This window comes from Bacillus pumilus, from assembly GCF_003431975.1.
GTDB classification, from domain to species: domain Bacteria; phylum Bacillota; class Bacilli; order Bacillales; family Bacillaceae; genus Bacillus; species Bacillus pumilus_N.
This window is the reverse complement of record NZ_CP027116.1, coordinates 2,814,095-2,832,665: the sequence shown is the minus strand read 5'-3', so window position 1 is coordinate 2,832,665 and position 18,571 is coordinate 2,814,095. Positions and strand designations below refer to the sequence as shown.

The following is an 18,571-nucleotide window of genomic DNA, read 5'->3' as shown; positions in this document are numbered from 1 at the left end:
TTTTTCTATTAAGATGCTTGTTTCTCCCGCTTTTGGGAAGCAGAAGAAGTGAAAAGAGAAAGAACAAATCCAATGACCACCCCGAAAATAGCAGGTACAACCCAGCCAATCCCAAGATCATATAAAGGTAAAATCGTTTGAAAGAGATCCTCTACTGGACCAATTGGGAGTTTTGCTGCTACTAAGCCGTCAAACAAACTGACGCAGCCAGTTAAAATCAAAGTAAGGACATAAACAGGTCTTCTTTGGCCCATCCATTTATCTGCCAGCGACAAAACAATGATGACAATCGCTAACGGGTAGATGGCAGTTAAAACTGGTACAGAGAAAGCGATAATATGAGCAAGTCCAAAATTTGAAATGATAAAACTGAATAATGTCACGAGTGTAACGACCATTTTATAAGAAAGCTTAGGTAATAAATTTGAGAAATACTCTCCACATGATGTAACGAGGCCGATACTTGTCGTTAAACAAGCAACCGTAATCGCAGCACCCAACACAATATTTCCTAAACTGCCAAATAAAAATTGAGAAGACTGAGCCAAGATTTTACTGCCATCTCCAACAAAACCAATGGATTGTGTACTAGAAGCGCCTAAATAAGCAAGTGATAGATAAACAAATGTTAATCCGCAAGCTGCAATCAGACCGGCCTTGATACAAGCAGAAGTCAGCGCTTTTTTACTTGTCACACCGCGTCCTTTAATGGCGTTGATGACAACAACTCCAAACACAATAGAAGCAAGAGCATCCATTGTTTTATAGCCCTCTAGAAATCCTTTGAAAAATGACCCGTTGCTATAGGAGACATCCGGTGTGCCAATAACGCCCATCGGCGTTAAAATGGCTTTGACAATAATAATAAAAATAATCGTAAATTTAATCGGTGTTAACACTTTCCCTACACGATCCACAATCTTCGTTGGATTTAGAGCGAGATAATACGTAATACCAAAAAAGACAAGTGTGAATAAAAGAAGTGAGAGCCAAGCTGGTACACCTGCTAAAAAGGGCAATGCACCAATTTCATATGAAACCGTTCCTGTACGAGGAATAGCGAAAAGCGGCCCAATAGATAAATATAAAATGACGGTAAACGCTGTTCCAAAAGCTGGGTGAGCTTTATCAGCTAATCCTTTCGCATCTCGACCTGTTAAAGCGATCGCAATAATCCCTAGAAGAGGTAAACCGACACCTGTTAATAAAAATCCGCCCATTGCTTTCCACACATTTTGCCCAGCGTATTGACCAAGCTCTGGTGGATAAATCATATTACCGGCGCCGAAGAATAGAGCAAACAGCATAAAACCTATGATAACCGTATCTTTCGTCGACAAAGTTGCCTTCATTGCATTTAAAGCCTCCATTATTATGTTGAAATATTCTGTTAATTAGTTGCTAAGTAACCGTTCATCATTAACAATGACTAATTATAAAGGATGTACGCCTGATGTCAACATGTGTTTTCGTACAAAAGTCATGAATTTTTCTATTTTAGTATATGAAGAACAATAAAAAAACATCCCCTTCCAAAGAAGAAAGGGATGTTTTGGTTTACGATGATTAAGAGGCGAGCTGTTTTGGCGGGGTGGTAAACATCGAAATAAGTAAACCTACCAGAGCACCGATAATTGCTGGTATGACCCAGCCAATGCCTAAATCGTAAAACGGAACGATTGCTTTCAAGATGTTAGGCAAGCCACCTAGATTGACTTTAGCAGCTAATAATCCATCAATGATAGCAAAGAAACCAGTAAAGATGAGTGATACGATATAAATAAGTCTTCTGCCGTTAATCCAGCGATCAAGGAACGACAATAAAATAATGACAATGGCCAATGGATAGATCGTCACAAGAACTGGAACAGATAAAGAGATAATTTGTGCCAATCCAAGGTTTGCAACGAGTGTACTAAATAAAGATACAATTAGAACAACTGTGCGATAAGAAAGGCTAGGGAAGAGTTTTGAAAAATATTCCCCACAAGATGATATAAGTCCGACACTCGTCGTTAAACAAGCGAATAAAATAGCGGCGCCAAGAACAATGTTACCAGCAGATCCGAATAAAAAGTTGGCAGAAAGTGAAAGCAGCTTGCCGCCATCATTTGCTCCAACCATGCCCGTCGCATCAGGGCTTGAAGCACCCACATAAGCAAGTGAAATGTACACGAGTGCCAGCCCAGCAGCTGCCACGAGTCCTGCTTTAATACAAGCGGCTGCAAGAGATTTTCGCTCTGTAATGCCTCTTTCCTTAACAGCTGTCACTACAATGATCCCAAATACGATAGAAGCAAGAGCATCCATTGTTTTATAGCCTTCTAAAAATCCAGTAAAGAGCGGGTTTGCCTCATAGGTTGCATCAGGAGCACCAATCATTCCCATTGGCGTAGCAATGGCTTTAATGACAATAATGGCAATAACAGTTAATAAGATCGGTGTCAAAATTTTACCAATTCGATCAACCAGCTTTGAAGGATTTAAAGCAAGCAGATATGAGATAGTGAAGAATACAACTGTAAAGATGAATAGCGGTACCCATGAAGTGGATTGTGCCCCTGGCAGAAATGGAGCTAATCCTATCTCGTATGAAACCGTACTCGTTCGCGGAATAGCGAAAAATGGTCCGATGGATAAATACAGAATGACGGTGAAAATGGTTCCGAATTTAGGATGTGCTTTATCTGCAAGGCCTTTTGCGCCGGTACCCGTAAGAGCAACTGCAATTACCCCTAGAAGCGGAAGACCTACTCCTGTGAGTAAAAATCCTCCGATGGCAAGCCATACATTTTCACCCGCATATTGTCCAAGAACAGGTGGAAAAATCATATTTCCTGCGCCAAAGAATAATGCAAAAAGCATTAGACCAATGGCTAGCGTCTCCTTTATACTTAAACTATTTTTCAAAATAGTCCCTCCTTAATCAGTGTAGCGTGCCAAATTAAAATATTCTGACAATTTAAATGTTTATGTGACAATTGCACTATGGATGATATAGTGAAAATGGAAAGTTGTCAACTGCCATTTTCAGAAAATTCTCTGTCTGACTTCATTATGGTAACATATAAATGCATTTATTTTTAAAGCTTTTTGTAAGGAGTTACAATATGATCTATCTTGATAATAGTGCAACAACAAAGCCTTATCCAGAGGTTTTACAAGTATATCAGCAGGTGAGTGAGCGTTTTTTTGGTAACCCATCTTCGCTTCACCAGCTTGGCATTGATGCAAGCCGCCTGCTAAGTGAAACGAGAAAACAAATGCTTCACTATACAGATTTGAAACAATATGAGATTATTTTTACTTCTGGCGCTACAGAAGCAAATAACATTGCCATTAAAGGAGCAGCTCTCGCCAGAATGAACCGGGGAAAACATATTGTGACAACAGCCATTGAACACCCCTCTGTCATCGAATCGTTCGAACAGTTGAAGGCTTTATTTGGCTTTGATATCTCCTATATTCAAGTAAATGAGCATGGACATGCAGATATGAATCATTTAAAACAAGTGCTTCGCCCTGATACAGTTCTTGTCAGTATGATGCACGTTAATAACGAAACGGGTGCCATTCAGCCAATTAAAGAGGCTGCTGACATCATACGTGGGCATGCCGAAAATGCACTCTTTCATGTCGACGGAGTACAGGGAATGTGCAGAGTAGCACTTCATAAACAGCTGGATGTCGATCTTTTGACGATATCAGGCCACAAAATTCATGGTTTAAAAGGCACAGGAGCGCTCTTTTTAAAGAAAGATACTGTGCTTGCCCCCTTTATCACTGGAGGAGAGCAGGAATTAGGTCTTCGTTCAGGTACAGAAAACCCTGCTGGAGCTGTCAGCTTAGCAAAGGCCATGAAACAATCATTTGAACAGCTGAAAAAGCACCATGATGAGATACTGAGTTTAAAAATGCAGCTGCTAAAACAGCTGGAAGAAATAGAAGGTATCGTCATCAACACACCACTAACGCAAAGTGCGCCGCACATTGTGAATTTTTCAGTGCCGGGTATTCAAATCGAAGTTCTTCTTCATATGCTCGAAAAAGAAGGCTTGTATGTTTCGACAACCTCTGCCTGCTCAGCCAAGAAAAAAGAACCAAGCCGTGTACTGCTAGCGATGGGGAAATCGGAAGAACTAGCCAAAAGCAGTATGAGAATCAGCTTGACGTATGGACAAGGACCAGAGTTAGCACCACAAATCATCACAACGATCGCACAAAGTGTGAAAAAATTAAAAGGAATGAGATAACAGCATGACATATGATCATATTTTAGTCCGTTTTGGGGAGATCTCAACAAAAGGGAAAAATAGAAAGAAATTTATTGAAAAACTAAGACAGCATATTCGATTTGTATTGAAAGATTTTGAAGCATTAAAGTATGCATCTGATAGAGACCGCATCACGATCATGCTGAACGGAGAAGACCCTGAATCGATTTCAGAACAGCTTAAAGGCGTATTTGGCATTCAAAGCTTTAGTCTGGCGGTGAAATGTGAGACAAATCTTGATGCCATCAAAGAAGCGGCATTAACAGCGGTACAGGAAGTATATAAACATGGAGATACATTTAAGGTCTCAACGAAACGTTCTTATAAACAATTTGAACTTGATTCAAATGAAATGAACCGTGAAATTGGCGGACATGTTCTGAAGAATACAGAAAACTTAACGGTCAATGTCAAACAGCCAGATGTGCATTTGCGTATTGAAATTAGAGAACATGCAACATACATTACATTTAAAGATGTCAAGGGCGCAGGCGGATTGCCGGTTGGTTCAAGCGGGAGAGCAATGCTCATGCTTTCAGGCGGATTTGACAGCCCAGTTGCCGGCTATCAAGCGATGAAACGAGGGATTCAAATTGAAGCGGTGCATTTCTTTAGTCCCCCATATACAAGTGAACGTGCCAAGCAAAAAGTCATTGATCTTGCAGAATGTTTAGCAGCATATGGAGGCGAAGTGAAGCTTCACATCGTTCCTTTTACACAAATTCAAGAGCTGATACACAAACAAGTACCTGAAAACTATACGATGACATCAACAAGAAGAATGATGCTGAAAATAGCTGATAAAATAAGAGCAAAGCGTGATGCACTTGCGATCATTACTGGTGAAAGCCTTGGACAAGTAGCAAGTCAGACACTTGAAAGCATGTATGCCATTAACCATGTGACAAGCACACCTATTATTCGCCCGCTGATTGCTGTTGATAAAAATGACATTATTGAAGAAGCGAGACGAATTGGCACATACGATACAAGTATTCAACCCTTCGAGGATTGCTGTACGATCTTTACGCCGCCGTCACCTAAAACAAAACCGAAGCTTGAGAAAGTAGAACGCTACGAAAGCTTTGCTGACTTCGAGCCAATGCTTGATGAGGCAGTGGAACAAATCGAAACGATTATCGTCACAAATGAGAAGAAAGCGGCAGATAAATTCGCTGATTTATTTTAGGAGAAAAATTTCATAATAATTACCATAAAAACAATCGCATGAAGTCATGTGTTTCTACACATTCTATATTCACAAGGAGGTGAGAACACATGGCTCAACAAAACAGACAAAGCAGTTCTAATCAATTAGTCGTTCCAGGCGCTGCACAAGCGATCGACCAAATGAAGTATGAAATCGCTTCAGAATTTGGTGTAAACCTTGGACCAGAAACAACAGCTCGCGCTAACGGATCAGTTGGTGGAGAAATCACTAAGCGTCTAGTATCTTACGCTCAACAACATATGGGTGGCGGATCTTTCTAAGACACACAATTAAAAAGCTATGGCTTAGGAGCGGGATGATTCCCGCTCTTTTCTTTTTGTACATATAAATAGTTAGAATATTTTCAAAAAAGAAGACGAATGAAAAAAATTATGGCATAATACTAGGAGTAGGTCCTAATTCAAGCATTTTTCAGTTATGAGTGTTAAAATGGGTAAATTGAAACATGAATCGTTTCATAGAAAGAGGCTAAAAGGAGCTGTACCATGAAAAGAGAAGACTTAATTGCACCAGAACAATATAACTTAGTCAGTGAGATTGAATCGTTCAGTCATGACCGGGAAAAAATGGCCCTGCACTGGCAGGATGGTAATGGACACGAAGCGCATGTGACGTATGCAGCTTTAGTGGAAGAAGCAAATAAAATTGGTCATGTATTATTAAATGCAGGCTTTAAAAAAGGCGATAAAATCATTGTGATGGTGCCGCGCATGCTAGAGGCATACAGCATTTATTTAGCCATTCTAAAAACTGGAATGGTCGTTATTCCTTGTTCAGAAATGCTGCGTGCGAAAGATTTAGATTATCGAATTGAGCATGCAGAAGCAAAGGGCGCGATTGTTTACTCTTCATTCATTCAATCGTTTGACGGAACCAATCAGCCTAATGATTTTAAAACATTCTCCATCGGGGAAAACGATCATGGCTGGACAAATATTCTTGCGCAAAAGGATCACCAATCAAGCGAGCTGCCAATGGCATCAACAGCACGTACAGATATGGCGTTCTTATCTTATACGTCTGGTACAACAGGTCATCCAAAAGGAGTTGTTCATACACACGGCTGGGCATATGCACATTTACGCACAGCTGCCAAAGCATGGCTCTCCATTAATGAAGGGGATAAAGTGTGGGCGACAGCAGGACCAGGCTGGCAAAAATGGGTGTGGAGCCCGCTCTTATCGGTGCTAGGAAGTGGAGCAGAAGGCTTTGTATACGGAGGGAAATTCAATCCAAATACGTATTTAGAACTGCTTCAAAAAAATGAAATCAATGTCCTATGCTGTACACCAACAGAATACCGCTTTATGGCGAAGGTAGATGATTTGAGTCAGTACGCACTGCCAAAGCTGCATAGTGCCGTTTCTGCGGGAGAGCCGCTCAACCGTGAAGTCATTGATACATTCAAAAAACATTTCGATATAGAAGTACGAGATGGCTATGGCCAAACGGAAAGCACACTCCTTGTAGGTGTACTAAAAGGAATGGACATCAAACCAGGCAGTATGGGAAAACCAACCCCTGGTAACGAAGTCGACATCATTGATGAGGACGGAAATGTTTGCTCCCCTGGAGAAATTGGTGATATTGCGGTTCATCTTGAAACGCCGGCTTTATTTAAGGAATACTACAAAGATGAAGAGCGTACAAAAGCTCAGCGCCGCGGAAATTACTTCATTACCGGTGACCGCGCGAAAAAAGACGAAGATGGGTACTTCTGGTTTGAAAGCCGTAGAGATGACATCATCGTCAGCTCAGGCTATACCATTGGACCGTTTGAAGTAGAAGATGCACTGATCAAACACGCAGCAGTCAAAGAATGTGCGGTTGTGGCTAGCCCGGATGAAATCAGAGGATCTATCGTCAAAGCCTATGTCGTCCTGCGTGATGGAACTGCACAAAGTGATGAGTTGATCAAAGAGCTACAAACGCATGTGAAAAACACAACAGCACCTTACAAATACCCAAGAGAAATCGAATTCATCGACGAGCTACCAAAGACACCATCAGCGAAAATCCGCCGGGTCGAGCTGAGAGAAAGAGAGCTTGCACGAAAAGGTTCATGATGAATGAAAAGCGTTTGGATGGAAATCATCCAACGCTTTTTTTTATGGAAAATCAAATTTTTTGAAAAGGATCATGATGTTCTATGATAAAATGTGTGAGAATTGCTGGAAAAGGAGAATGTTAGAAGATGTTCATTGCCATCATTCATGGAATTGTGCTTGCCTTTGGCCTCATTTTACCATTGGGTGCACAAAATGTATTTGTGTTTCAGCAAGGAGCGCTTCAGCCGCGATTATATCAGGCTTTACCTGTCGTTATCACTGCTGCTCTTTGTGACACATTTTTAATTGCGTTAGCAGTCATCGGAGTTTCTGTTGTGGTGTTCACCATTCCTGTACTGCAAATGTGTCTTTATCTCATTGGATTTTGTTTTTTAGTTTATATGGGATGGTCCGTGTGGAACACAAGCTCATCAACAGATGCTAAAGAGAAGCAGGAATTCATGCCTGCGAGAAAACAAATTCTCTTTGCCTGTTCAGTTTCACTTTTAAATCCCCACGCCATTCTCGATACGATTGGTGTGATTGGAACGAATTCACTTCAATATAGTGGGACAGAAAAACTAGCATTTACCCTCGCTTGTATCATCGTGTCCTGGTTATGGTTTATTGGCCTCGCACTTTTAGGCAAAATGCTAGGGAAGTTAGATACAAACGGTAAGTGGATGAACCGGATCAATAAAGCCTCCGCGGTCATGATCTGGCTGGTTGCATTATACATCGCGTATCAATTGATTGTATAAAGTACATAGAGGAAAAAGAGAGAAGCGTTTGGGCAGATGAGAGGCCCGCGCTTTTTTGTATTTTGAAGTTTAGTATCCTTTGCATGAGCGATACGCTCATGCTTTTTTAGGTTCTTTTTTGAAAATCGTTTGATTTAAAAGGCGGAGAGCTTGAACGATATCATCCATTTGTTCTATATCCGAGGAAGATAGGTTGTCTAATAGCGCCCCTTCGATATGCTGGAAGGCTATGTTCATACAGTCACGGCCTTTGTCAGAAAGCATAATGACGTGTTTTCGTTTGTCATCACGGTCTTCTTCTTTATCAATAAATTGTTTCTCGTGCAGTTTCTTAAGTTCTCTGCTGACATTTGGAAGAGACATGTGCTGACAGTCGGCAATTTCACTTGGCGTAAGAGGCTCGCTGACAGCTAGTTGCTCTAGTATCAAGTATTGTAAGGTCGTTAAGTTAGCTGGCTTAACTTTGTTCATTAGGTCATGTTTTAGTTCTGAAAAAGCAGAAGCAAATGCTACGAATTCCTTGAAGAAATGGGGATGTTTCATGTTTATCACCTCCTACGTAACATACCAAAATTATTATCAAAAAACAATTATCATTTGACAACTATTTAACGGAGGTATATCATTTGGTTATCAAATGATAATAAAAGGAGCTCGTACATGAATGTACTCATTATTTATACTCACCCTCACCACAATAGTTTGAATGGGGCTTTTTTAAACGAAATCATCAAAGGCAGTGAAGAAAATCCATTGGTCAAGGAAGTGAGAATCATCGACCTATACAAAGAAGAATTTGATCCTGTGCTGATTTTTAATGAAGAGAAAAGAAGACGAGACATGCACAAGGGCCCTGACATTCGGGTGTATCAGGAGAAGATCAAATGGGCGGACAAAATGGTGTTCGTATATCCTATTTGGTGGGGCAGACCCCCAGCTATGCTGCTTGGTTTTATTGACCGCATGTTTGCTGCAAATTTTGCTTATCGTCAAACAGGCGGACTGCTTCCAGAAGGTCTGCTAAAAGGAAAAAGCGCTGTTTGCGTATCGACGATGCAAGGACCTACCAATTACCCTTTAGTCTTTTTGCAAAATGCACACAAAATATTGATGAAACGAGCCCTCTTACAATATGTTGGCATCAAGCCCGTGAAGTTCTTTGAGTTTGGCATGATGGAAAGTCCAAAAGGGAAACACGCAGTCAAATTAAAACGTATCAACAACTATTTCAGAAAAATCAGCTCATAAAAGCACTTGGTGAAGTCACTTTTCTTCTAATTCGATCCTGTTTTGTTTTAAAATGACAGTGAGGAGAAGATAATTCATCCTCGTCATTTGAAAAGGGGGATATGGATGAAGAAAACATTGTTTAAAGATGCAGCACTCTTAACACTTGATCCATCTTTAGGTTTTTTAGAAAAGGGAGATTTATTAATTGAAGGGTCACACATTTTAGAAGTCGGTCCTTCCATTGAAGCACCTAATGCTGACATTGTCGATGCGTCCGATATGGTGATCATGCCAGGACTTGTGGATACACATCGTCATGTGTGGCAGTCTGTCATCAGAGGCATAGGTACAGATTGGTCTTTGCAGACATATTTAAGCAAAATATACTATGGGAACTATGGTGCGATGAGACGCCCATCTGACGATCGCATTGCGAATTATTTGGGGGCATTAGAGGCGTTAGATGCAGGAGTGACGACATTTCTAGATTGGACAATGATTAATTCAATGGATCATACAGAAGAGCTCATCGGAGGATTAAAGGATGCGGGCATTCGGGCTGTTTTTGCTTTCGGCTCCTCTGGGGATGCCGAGTATTGGGATAGGGGGAGTACGCTCACCAATATGGAAGATGCAGCACGAGTGAAAAAAGCGCATTTTCAATCATCAGATCAGCTCTTGACAATGGGGCTTGCGATTCGAGGTCCAGAATTTTCCTCATGGGAAACTTCAGTATTTGAAATCGAAACAGCTCGTTCTTTAGATGCTCTATGCAGTATGCACATCGGCTTTGGCAATTGGGGAGCGGACGATCGTTCGATTGAGCGGCTTCACAAAGCAGGATTACTTGGACCTGACCTCAACATGGTGCATATCAATGCAATTGATGCGGATCAAATGAAGATGCTGGCAGATAGCGGAAGCTCCATATCCATTACACCTGAAATTGAGATGATGATGGGTCACGGTTATCCTGTCACAGGACTTGCCATTGAACAAGGTGTTCTTCCAACACTCGGTGTGGACGTTGTAACAGCGACAGGCGGAGATATGTTTGCTCAAATGAAATTTGGGCTTCAGGCAGAGCGTGCGATCCAAAATCAATCATTATTGATGGAAGGAATCATGCCGGGGCCTGAACTTGGGCTGTCAGCTTATCAAATGCTTGAAGCTGCCACGATCAATGGGGCTCGTGCATTACAGCTTGATCATAAAATTGGATCGCTCACACCTGGAAAAGAAGCTGATTTCATCCTGATCGATCGGACAAGCATGAATCTTTTGCCGATGACAGATCCGGCTGGAGCGGTTGTCCAAACGGCACATCCTTCAAATGTTGATTCTGTCTATGTGGCTGGAAATGCAGTGAAACAGAACGGGAAGCTTGTCGGTGTCAATCTAGAAGAGGTCAAACGAAAAGCTTATGCGGCAAGAGACCATATTTTATCGCATAAATTTGAATCAACTCCATCTTAAACAAGCATATCCCCATAGGCAGTCGCCTATGGGGAATTCATTACAAGGATTCTTTAATGACCTTTTTGTAATATTGCACAGATAGAAATCCGAAGACAGAATATAAAACCGTATAAATCGACATGACGATGAGCATTGGAGTCCACAGTTCACCGCCGAATAAAAACCAGCCTGATTGTACAGCAAAGTAGCTGTGCAGCAATCCGACGATGAGCGGAATCCCGAAGTTAAACAGCTGTTTAAGCCTGATGCCTTTTAATAGATCTTTCTCTGTAAAGCCGAGCTTACGTAAGATCGTATACGAGCTTTGTTCTTCTTCACTTTCATTCATCTGCTTGAAGTATAAAATACAGCCTGAAGTCACAAGGAAGCTGAGACCTAAAAATCCGACCACAAACATCATTAGTCCCATTGTTTGCTTTTGCTGCTGAGCTGAAGCTAATTGTGACATGCTGCTATCACTTAGCTTTAAAGATGTAAACACATCGTTGGCTTGTTCAAGATGTTGATCGTCTTTTATATGGATCGCGTTATATTGGTTATTCTCAAGCTGCAGTTTAGAATCTTTCTGCTGGTCAAGCTGCTCAAAGACATGTTGACTGACGACGGCAACAGGCAGACCACCAAAAGTGAACTTGTATGAGATAAGGTAATCTTTTTTCATATCAATGACTTTTAAATCAAGTGGTTTCTTGATGAGAAGTTTCACATCACCTGAGCTTTGAATCGGCATGAATTTCTTCAATAAATCACTGTAGCCGCTTAAGATGACGTCGTTGTTCTCCACATGAATATGAGGTGCGTTCTTTTCACTGATCACAGGCAGTGTTATGATTCCTGGATCCTTATTCAAACTTTCTAACTCTGTATTCATGATCTTTTTTGCATCAAAATCTGCTTGAATGACTTTGAACTGCTTTTTTTCATACGCAATATGTTTGTCAGAAAGTGCACGAGCGAAAGTATCGGCTTCTTTCTCTGAGCCCATGACAAAGTGAGATGGAATCTGTTGTTCAGCTGTTTTTTCTGCTGAGTAATAGGAAATATAGCTTAAAGATAACAACCCGATAGCAAGAGCAGATACAGTTGTAATAATGGTTAAAAGCAGTGCATTTGATTTTAACCGGAACATAATAGATGACAGAGACAGGACTTCATGAATGGCGAGATAGCCATTTTTTCTTTTACGTATGATATTGGCAATGAAAGAAACCGATCCTTTATAGAAAAGAAAAGTACCAATAATGACAGAGGCTAGAATATAAATCATGGCTAATAATAATTCATACATGGACGTATATGAGCCGCTAAAAAGCTGAGAAGAAATATAATAGCCTGAGCTGATCAAGGCAATACCGAAAACCCCAATGATGATTTCAAACACCGAGATTTTTTTCACACGCTGCTCTGTAGAAGACGTGGTTCGAAACAAAGATAAAATGGTCTGTTTACTAATAAACCGTCTATTTCTTAGCATAATGAATCCATAGATGATGAAAAAGACAATGAGTGTTTGCAGAAGCGCCATACCTGAAAAATGGAGATGGGCAATGGCGTTAACACCAGTTACTTTAAATAGCACCATCAGCATGAGCTTTGAACCGATGAATCCAGCTATGATGCCAACAGCCATTGAGAACACGTATAGGAAGAAATTTTCTGCATTCAGCAGTTTGGCAATTTTTTGTTTCGTCATGCCAATGAGCTGCAGGAGACCTATTTCTTTTCCTCTGCGTTTAATAAAAATGCTATTCGCATATAACAGGAAGATCCCAACGATGGCAATGAGCAGAACCGAAGCGGCTTTAATTGAAGCGCCGCCTTTAATGGACCCTTTTACATCATCAAGTGCTGGTGAGTATTGCAAGGTGACAAAGGAAAAATAGAGCGCAACACTAAACACGAGAGCAAACACATATAAATAGTAATTCTTCAAATTTTTCTTCAGGTTACGGAGGATGAGCTGATTAATGTTCATGCTTCACACCGCCTAAGACACCTTGCGTTTTCATAATATCCTCAAAAAACATCTTTCTTTCTAAAGCACCTTTATTTAACTGAGTATAGATTTGTCCGTCCTTGATAAAAATGACGCGGCTTGAATAGCTGGCTGCGACAGGATCATGTGTCACCATCACAATGGTCGCTTTTCGTTTACGATTGAAATCTTGCAGCTTGTTGAGCAGGTCAGATGCCGATTTGGAATCAAGTGCCCCTGTAGGTTCATCAGCGAAAATAAGACTTGGTTCATGAATGAAGGCACGAACCGCCGATGTCCGCTGCTTTTGTCCGCCAGAGAGTTCATTCGGGTATTTGTCTCTAAGTTCATAGATGCCCATGTCCTCTGCGAGCTGTTGAAAACGTTCAAAAGCTTCTTTTTTTGGTGTTTTGGAGATGGATAATGGCAAGAGGATGTTCTCTTTGACCGTGAGTGTATCAAGTAAGTTGTAATCCTGAAAAACAAAGCCAAGCTGCTTTTTTCTGAATTCTGCGAGCTGCTGATCCTTCATTTGTGTCATTTCAGCATCTGCGATACGAATCGATCCGCTGGACACATGATCGATAGAGGACAATACGTTCAGAAGGGTTGTTTTCCCTGAACCTGATGGCCCCATAATGCTGACAAATTCTCCAGCTTCAATGGTTAAATCAATGCCACTTAGCACCTCTTGTTTGTTGAATTTATTTCCGTAGCTTTTATATATTTTACGAGCTTCTAAAATGTTCATTTGTCGATCCCCTTTTTCTATTTAAGTGATACCTCTAGTATAAAAAGAAGCCCGCCGCACTTCCTTCGATTTGGCGAACAAAACAGACGAGCATGTGACATTGTTGTCACATGCTCGCAATATGCACAAAATCATTCTTTTTCGGAAAAATGAAGGTGAAGGTTGTGCCTTCATCTATCGTGGAGTTGACCTCGATCGTGATATGAAGAGCGTCTGCTCCTTTTTTCGTTAAATAGAGCCCCATTCCTGTAGAGGCAGTGTCATTGTGATGCCTTGTTGAGGTAAAGCCTTTTTCAAAAATACGTGGCAGGTCTCTTGGATCAATTCCTCTGCCTTGGTCTGTGATTGTCAGCATTATTTGGTCATTTACTTGCTTGCTTTCAATGACAATATCGGATGAATGGCTGTACTTGACTGCATTTGTGAGCACCTGTCTGATCATAAAGGATAACCATTTTGTATCACTTAATACGTCACGTTCATCTAGCGAGAGTTCAAAGCCGATTCCTTTCTGCATGCACCAAGATTGGAGCGCTTTGATTTCTTTCGCTAGGATGCTTTGCAGGTCAAGCTGTTCGATAAATAAATCATTTTCGATATGACGTATTCTGCTTTGGTGCAGCTGGGCATCGAGTAATAAATGAATTCTGAGCCACTCGTACGTCATATTTGATTTCAGCGGCTGCTCAGTTAAACGGTCAATCATTAAGTGCATCGCCGTGAGAGGTGTTTTCACTTCATGTATCCATGAAAGCAATTCATCCTTTTCCTCTTCAAGGGCAACTTGCTGCTCTGCTGCCATTTGTCTGTAGCGGGCAATTTGTTCTGACGTTGCATTATGTACGAGCTGTTCAAATGGGGAAGAGGGAGTCAGCTTCATTTGCTGATCAACGTCATCATCCCATTCCTTCAGCCTTTCATAATACGCCGTTTCTTTTCGGTATCGGAAAAAGAGAAAGACCATCATGAGAAACGTAGACAATAACACAATGTAAAAAAGAGAAGCTAGTGGAATGGTCGTATCCAAATAAGCAACAAACAGAATGAGAAGCTGCAAACAAAGAAAGAACAGGATCCAGCTTCTTCGTTCTTTTAAAAATGCTTGCAGCATCATTGATCATCCTTTTCCTTTGCGAGATACCCCTGACCTACTTTTGTCTCAATGTAGGTACCAAGGGAGATTTCATCAAGTTTTTTTCTGAGACGATTGACGTTTACGGTCAGTGTATTGTCACTGACAAACCGTTCATCCTCCCACAGCGCTTGAATGAGTGATTCCCGGCTGACAATATGATTTTTATGCTGAATCAATTCTTTGAGAATAAACAATTCATTTTTCGTTAATTCCACTTCACCAAGATCATTTGTTACGGTGTTTTTTTCTAAGTCAATGGCAGCGCCGCACCATACCTTCAAGCTTGCAGGTTCTGCATTATAATCATGCACTCTGCGAAGAACAGCACTGACTTTGGCAATCAGCACGTCAAAGTGAAAAGGCTTTTGTACGAAATCATCGGCACCAAGCTGCATCGACATGACCATATCAGCAGGGTGGTCACGAGAAGAGAGGAAGATAATTGGGACATTTGAATGATGCCGAATCATTCGGCACCAATGAAAGCCATCATATTTTGGTAGCTGTATATCAATAATGACGAGATCAGGCTGAACAGAAGTGAATTCCTGCATGACCTGCTGAAAATCTTGAATCCCATAGACATCATAGGACCAGTTGACTAGACGTTCTTTGATTTCTTGGAAGAGGGTTGTATCGTCCTCAATCAGTAATATTTTAAACAAAACCAGCACCACACTTTTTGTATTCGCTTGTATGTCATTGTAGCGGAAAAAAGGCGCTGCCGCTAGAAGTAGACATGAAAAAAGCAAGGGAGGGGTCCCTTGCTTCTGTTTATTTACCTAAAAAGTGCTTTTTAAAGAATGAGAGTTGATAGTCGAGTGTGAGCGGATCATTAAAATAGAATTCTTCTGCATTTGCCACATACACACGATGCTTTTTCACAGCTGGAATGGATTTGTAGATTTCGCTGTTAAGATAGGAATTGTCCATTTCGTTATTTTTACTAATGATCATATAGTCTCCAGCAAATTCAGGAATCACTTCTTGTGAAACCGCATAGTAGCCAGCTTTTAGTGCCTTTTCTTTCACTTTTTCAGGCATTTTTAGTTTCATTGCCTGGTAGAGGATTTCTGTGCCGCGGCCCCATGCATCTCCGAACACGTAAAGGTCTTTTGTGCCGCTTTCAAAAACAGACACGGTTGCATTTTCACCAATTTTCGCTTTAATTTCTTTGCCAGCTTCAGCTGTGCGCTTTTTAAAATCCTTTACCCAAGCTTTTGCTTCTTTTTCTTTGTTTAATACTTTTCCAATTTCAATATGCTGCTGGAGGTAATCGACTTTGTTATACGTAAATAAGACGGTTGGTGCGATTTTTTTAAGTTTTTCTACATTTTTTGTGTTGCTTAAGCCAATGATGACATCAGGCTTTAGCTTCATGATTTTTTCCACATTGGCATCTGACACTTCTTCCACATCTTTTAATTCCTTTTGGAAGCGTGGATTCTTTTTTGACCAAGAGTCGACGCCGACTAGGTTGACACCAAGTGACATGACATTACCCGTGTAAGAACCGAGTACAACGACACGTTTTGGATGTGCTGGCAGCTTCACAGGGCCATTTTCAGATTGATATGTAATCTTGTCAGATGACGTTGATTGATTTCCTTTATTTGAGGAAGAGCTGCTGCTATTGCCACATGCGCTCAAGCCAAGTACAAGGATGAGCATCAGAGGGAACAATATTTTCTTCATGAATGTAGACTCCTTTGAAATCCGCACATAAGCCGGATATTTGATGGTATTAGTGATAATGATAATTATTATCACTTGGATATCATATCATATGACAGCGGTCTGTTGTCAATGACATTTTAATAGTGTGTGATAAAAAATAAAGGACACTTTTCGAAATAAAAAAAGATCAAGGCAGCACGTGTCCTGATCTTTCTTCTTATTTAAACCAACCTTTTTCTTTTGAGCGTGTAATGGCTTCGATGCGGTTTTTCACTTCTAGCTTATCTAAAATAATGGATACGTAGTTACGGACAGTGCCGCTCTTAATGCTGAGTTCCTTCGCAATTTCTTTCGTGTTTTTGCCTTCTGCGACGAGTTCGAGGACCGATTTTTCCCGTTCGGTTAAAGGGTTCTCGTCACTATATAAGTCTTCCATCAATTCAGGGGCATACACCTTTTTGCCTTTCATGACACTGCGAATGGCACTTGCCAGCTCCTCGCTGGGGCTGTCTTTCAGCATATAGCCGCTGACGCCTGCTTTGAGCGCTCTTTGGAAATAACCGGAGCGGGCAAAAGTCGTTAAAATAATGATTTTCACATCATCACCTTTCAATTCTTCTGCTGCATCAAGTCCAGATTTTCCTGGCATTTCAATGTCCATTAAGCAAATATCAACAGGGTGTTGTTTGGCAAATTCGATGGCATCCTGTCCATTCGTTCCTTTTCCAACGACCTTCATATCGTCTTCTAAATCAAGAAGTGAACCGAGCGCACCAAGCAGCATTTGCTGATCTTCTGCGATAAAGATATTGATCATTTCATTCCCTCCTTTTCTTTTGCAGCTGAATCATTTGGAATGGTCATAATCAGCTTTGTTCCGCCCTTTGTTTCAATACGCAGACGTCCATTTGCAAATTCCAATCTTTCTCTAATTCCTAAAAGGCCGTGACCCTTCAATGGAGAAGGCGGATAATCGCCTTTAAATTCCCCGTCATCCTCAACGGTGATGATGGCTTCCTTTGATTTTTGATGGATGGTGATTTTACAGACGGTCGCATCACTATGTTTGACGACATTCGTTACGGCCTCTTTGATGCACATGCTCAAAATGTTTTCGTTCAGTAGAGAGATGTGTTTCGGCGCTTCCTTTTCATCATAAATCATTTCAATATCGGCAGCTTCAAGGATTTGCTTAATGTTTAATATTTCATCTTTGATCCGAATGCCTTTCATGGAGGAAACTATTTTTCGCACTTCATTTAGAGACGTTCTAGCTGTCTGCTGGACACTCTTTAGTTCGGCACGAGCTTGTTCAGGATCTTTATAGACGAGTTTACGGGCAAGATCACTTTTTAAACCGATAAGCGAAAGCTTTTGTCCAAGGGTATCATGCAGATCACGTGCAATGCGCTGTCTTTCTTCCAGTTTGACAAGGTCTGCGATCCGTTCATTGGCGTATTCTAATTTCTCTTCAAGCCGTTCACGTTCCTTTCTGCTCCGAATACTGAGCGGAAGAAGAATGGCACTAATAAGAGTGATGACAACAAAAGGGATTTGTGTGAGAAACCAGTCCTTTTTTAAGATTAGACTAAAGTTCACGGCGATGGCGGCGCTCGCTAGGTGGATGTAGTATAAGATATAAAATGGAACTTTTCGTTTGATATGTCCGTTAAAGTAGGCGATGCAAAAAGCGAAATAAATATAGCTGTAGAGCATGACATATCCAGTTGAAATGCCGATCAACACTAGGCCGAAGACATATAAAGACCATCCTTTTGCGACAAAGGCAAAACGATATACAGTGAAAAAGACCACGTTCAATATAATCCCGATGACAATGCCTAACGTCGAAGGTGTCTTAAAGATAAAATAGAAGGGCAGGATGAAAAAAATCGCCCATATATAGGGGGAAATCCCATGCAATTTTTGAATTTTAAATTGTTTTTTCATCCGTGTGCCACCTTTTCCGTTTTTCATTCTTTGTCCTTACTTTATCAAAATCAATATGCG

General features: G+C 40.9%; 17 protein-coding genes. 7 read left to right on the top strand and 10 right to left on the bottom strand.

The window, feature by feature from the left end:
• Positions 1–8: 8 nt before the first annotated feature.
• A complete protein-coding gene (gene brnQ / locus C5695_RS14620; protein WP_117731345.1) occupies positions 9–1,352 on the bottom strand; it encodes a branched-chain amino acid transport system II carrier protein in 1,344 nt (447 codons plus the stop codon).
• Positions 1,353–1,566: 214 nt separating this feature from the next.
• On the bottom strand, positions 1,567–2,910 hold the full coding sequence (gene brnQ / locus C5695_RS14615) for a branched-chain amino acid transport system II carrier protein (protein ID WP_117731344.1): 1,344 nt from the start codon (positions 2,908–2,910) through the stop codon (positions 1,567–1,569).
• A 200-nt stretch (positions 2,911–3,110) separates the two neighbouring features.
• On the opposite strand from brnQ (C5695_RS14615), the gene C5695_RS14610 reads away from it, so the two are divergent.
• From C5695_RS14610 to C5695_RS14590, 5 genes are all read left to right on the top strand, one after another.
• Positions 3,111–4,253, top strand: coding sequence for a cysteine desulfurase family protein (locus C5695_RS14610; RefSeq protein ID WP_117731343.1), 1,143 nt, complete (start codon positions 3,111–3,113; stop codon positions 4,251–4,253).
• Positions 4,254–4,257: 4 nt separating this feature from the next.
• A complete protein-coding gene (thiI, locus tag C5695_RS14605; RefSeq protein ID WP_117731342.1) occupies positions 4,258–5,463 on the top strand; it encodes a tRNA uracil 4-sulfurtransferase ThiI in 1,206 nt (401 codons plus the stop codon).
• Between the two features lie 89 nt (positions 5,464–5,552).
• The gene (locus C5695_RS14600; protein WP_003216385.1) at positions 5,553–5,765 is read left to right on the top strand and encodes an alpha/beta-type small acid-soluble spore protein; all 213 of its coding nucleotides are present in this window, start codon (positions 5,553–5,555) and stop codon (positions 5,763–5,765) included.
• Positions 5,766–5,990: 225 nt separating this feature from the next.
• Complete coding sequence (gene mbcS, locus C5695_RS14595) at positions 5,991–7,571, top strand: acyl-CoA synthetase MbcS (protein WP_117731341.1); 1,581 nt, start codon at positions 5,991–5,993, stop codon at positions 7,569–7,571.
• A 128-nt stretch (positions 7,572–7,699) separates the two neighbouring features.
• The gene (locus C5695_RS14590) at positions 7,700–8,314 is read left to right on the top strand and encodes a LysE/ArgO family amino acid transporter (RefSeq protein WP_117731340.1); all 615 of its coding nucleotides are present in this window, start codon (positions 7,700–7,702) and stop codon (positions 8,312–8,314) included.
• A gap of 96 nt (positions 8,315–8,410) precedes the next feature.
• Here the strand turns inward: C5695_RS14590 and C5695_RS14585 are convergent, their stop codons facing one another.
• Complete coding sequence (locus C5695_RS14585; RefSeq protein ID WP_117731339.1) at positions 8,411–8,857, bottom strand: MarR family winged helix-turn-helix transcriptional regulator; 447 nt, start codon at positions 8,855–8,857, stop codon at positions 8,411–8,413.
• Positions 8,858–8,974: 117 nt separating this feature from the next.
• Between C5695_RS14585 and C5695_RS14580 the strand changes: the two genes are divergently transcribed.
• Positions 8,975–9,562: an NAD(P)H-dependent oxidoreductase gene (locus C5695_RS14580; RefSeq protein WP_117731338.1), complete on the top strand. Its 588-nt coding sequence runs from the start codon at positions 8,975–8,977 to the stop codon at positions 9,560–9,562.
• A 105-nt stretch (positions 9,563–9,667) separates the two neighbouring features.
• Positions 9,668–11,020, top strand: a complete 1,353-nt coding sequence (locus tag C5695_RS14575) for an amidohydrolase family protein (RefSeq protein ID WP_117731337.1) — start codon at positions 9,668–9,670, stop codon at positions 11,018–11,020.
• A 40-nt stretch (positions 11,021–11,060) separates the two neighbouring features.
• On the opposite strand, the gene C5695_RS14570 is transcribed toward C5695_RS14575, so the two are convergent.
• The 7 genes from C5695_RS14570 to C5695_RS14540 form a co-directional block, all read right to left on the bottom strand.
• Positions 11,061–12,998, bottom strand: a complete 1,938-nt coding sequence (locus tag C5695_RS14570; protein ID WP_117731336.1) for an ABC transporter permease — start codon at positions 12,996–12,998, stop codon at positions 11,061–11,063.
• A complete protein-coding gene (locus C5695_RS14565; RefSeq protein WP_024426158.1) occupies positions 12,988–13,749 on the bottom strand; it encodes an ABC transporter ATP-binding protein in 762 nt (253 codons plus the stop codon). Before C5695_RS14565 ends, C5695_RS14570 begins: the two co-directional genes overlap by 11 nt.
• A 106-nt stretch (positions 13,750–13,855) precedes the next feature.
• Positions 13,856–14,860: a sensor histidine kinase gene (locus C5695_RS14560; RefSeq protein ID WP_117731335.1), complete on the bottom strand. Its 1,005-nt coding sequence runs from the start codon at positions 14,858–14,860 to the stop codon at positions 13,856–13,858.
• Positions 14,860–15,549, bottom strand: coding sequence for a response regulator transcription factor (locus tag C5695_RS14555; RefSeq protein WP_117733141.1), 690 nt, complete (start codon positions 15,547–15,549; stop codon positions 14,860–14,862). The genes C5695_RS14560 and C5695_RS14555 overlap by 1 nt, the downstream gene beginning before the upstream one ends.
• Before the next feature lie 109 nt (positions 15,550–15,658).
• Positions 15,659–16,579, bottom strand: a complete 921-nt coding sequence (locus C5695_RS14550) for an iron-hydroxamate ABC transporter substrate-binding protein (RefSeq protein ID WP_117731334.1) — start codon at positions 16,577–16,579, stop codon at positions 15,659–15,661.
• Between the two features lie 199 nt (positions 16,580–16,778).
• Positions 16,779–17,378 carry a response regulator transcription factor gene (locus C5695_RS14545; protein ID WP_117731333.1) on the bottom strand — a complete coding sequence of 200 codons (600 nt, stop codon included), beginning with the start codon at positions 17,376–17,378 and terminating at the stop codon, positions 16,779–16,781.
• A complete protein-coding gene (locus C5695_RS14540) occupies positions 17,375–18,511 on the bottom strand; it encodes a sensor histidine kinase (protein ID WP_117731332.1) in 1,137 nt (378 codons plus the stop codon). The genes C5695_RS14545 and C5695_RS14540 overlap by 4 nt, the downstream gene beginning before the upstream one ends.
• Positions 18,512–18,571 lie beyond the last annotated feature (60 nt).

Excerpts from the sequence above, each read along its gene's own strand:
- C5695_RS14560 (WP_117731335.1), bottom strand. The coding sequence starts at position 14,860 with ATGCTGCAAGCATTTTTAAAAGAACGAAGAAGCTGGATCCTGTTCTTT.
- C5695_RS14590 (WP_117731340.1), top strand. The coding sequence starts at position 7,700 with ATGTTCATTGCCATCATTCATGGAATTGTGCTTGCCTTTGGCCTCATT.
- C5695_RS14565 (WP_024426158.1), bottom strand. The coding sequence starts at position 13,749 with ATGAACATTTTAGAAGCTCGTAAAATATATAAAAGCTACGGAAATAAA.
- C5695_RS14600 (WP_003216385.1), top strand. The coding sequence starts at position 5,553 with ATGGCTCAACAAAACAGACAAAGCAGTTCTAATCAATTAGTCGTTCCA.
- thiI (WP_117731342.1), top strand. The coding sequence starts at position 4,258 with ATGACATATGATCATATTTTAGTCCGTTTTGGGGAGATCTCAACAAAA.
- C5695_RS14545 (WP_117731333.1), bottom strand. The coding sequence starts at position 17,378 with ATGATCAATATCTTTATCGCAGAAGATCAGCAAATGCTGCTTGGTGCG.
- C5695_RS14580 (WP_117731338.1), top strand. The coding sequence starts at position 8,975 with ATGAATGTACTCATTATTTATACTCACCCTCACCACAATAGTTTGAAT.
- C5695_RS14575 (WP_117731337.1), top strand. The coding sequence starts at position 9,668 with ATGAAGAAAACATTGTTTAAAGATGCAGCACTCTTAACACTTGATCCA.
- C5695_RS14610 (WP_117731343.1), top strand. The coding sequence starts at position 3,111 with ATGATCTATCTTGATAATAGTGCAACAACAAAGCCTTATCCAGAGGTT.
- C5695_RS14570 (WP_117731336.1), bottom strand. The coding sequence starts at position 12,998 with ATGAACATTAATCAGCTCATCCTCCGTAACCTGAAGAAAAATTTGAAG.
- mbcS (WP_117731341.1), top strand. The coding sequence starts at position 5,991 with ATGAAAAGAGAAGACTTAATTGCACCAGAACAATATAACTTAGTCAGT.
- C5695_RS14540 (WP_117731332.1), bottom strand. The coding sequence starts at position 18,511 with ATGAAAAAACAATTTAAAATTCAAAAATTGCATGGGATTTCCCCCTAT.
- brnQ (WP_117731345.1), bottom strand. The coding sequence starts at position 1,352 with ATGAAGGCAACTTTGTCGACGAAAGATACGGTTATCATAGGTTTTATG.
- C5695_RS14550 (WP_117731334.1), bottom strand. The coding sequence starts at position 16,579 with ATGAAGAAAATATTGTTCCCTCTGATGCTCATCCTTGTACTTGGCTTG.
- C5695_RS14585 (WP_117731339.1), bottom strand. The coding sequence starts at position 8,857 with ATGAAACATCCCCATTTCTTCAAGGAATTCGTAGCATTTGCTTCTGCT.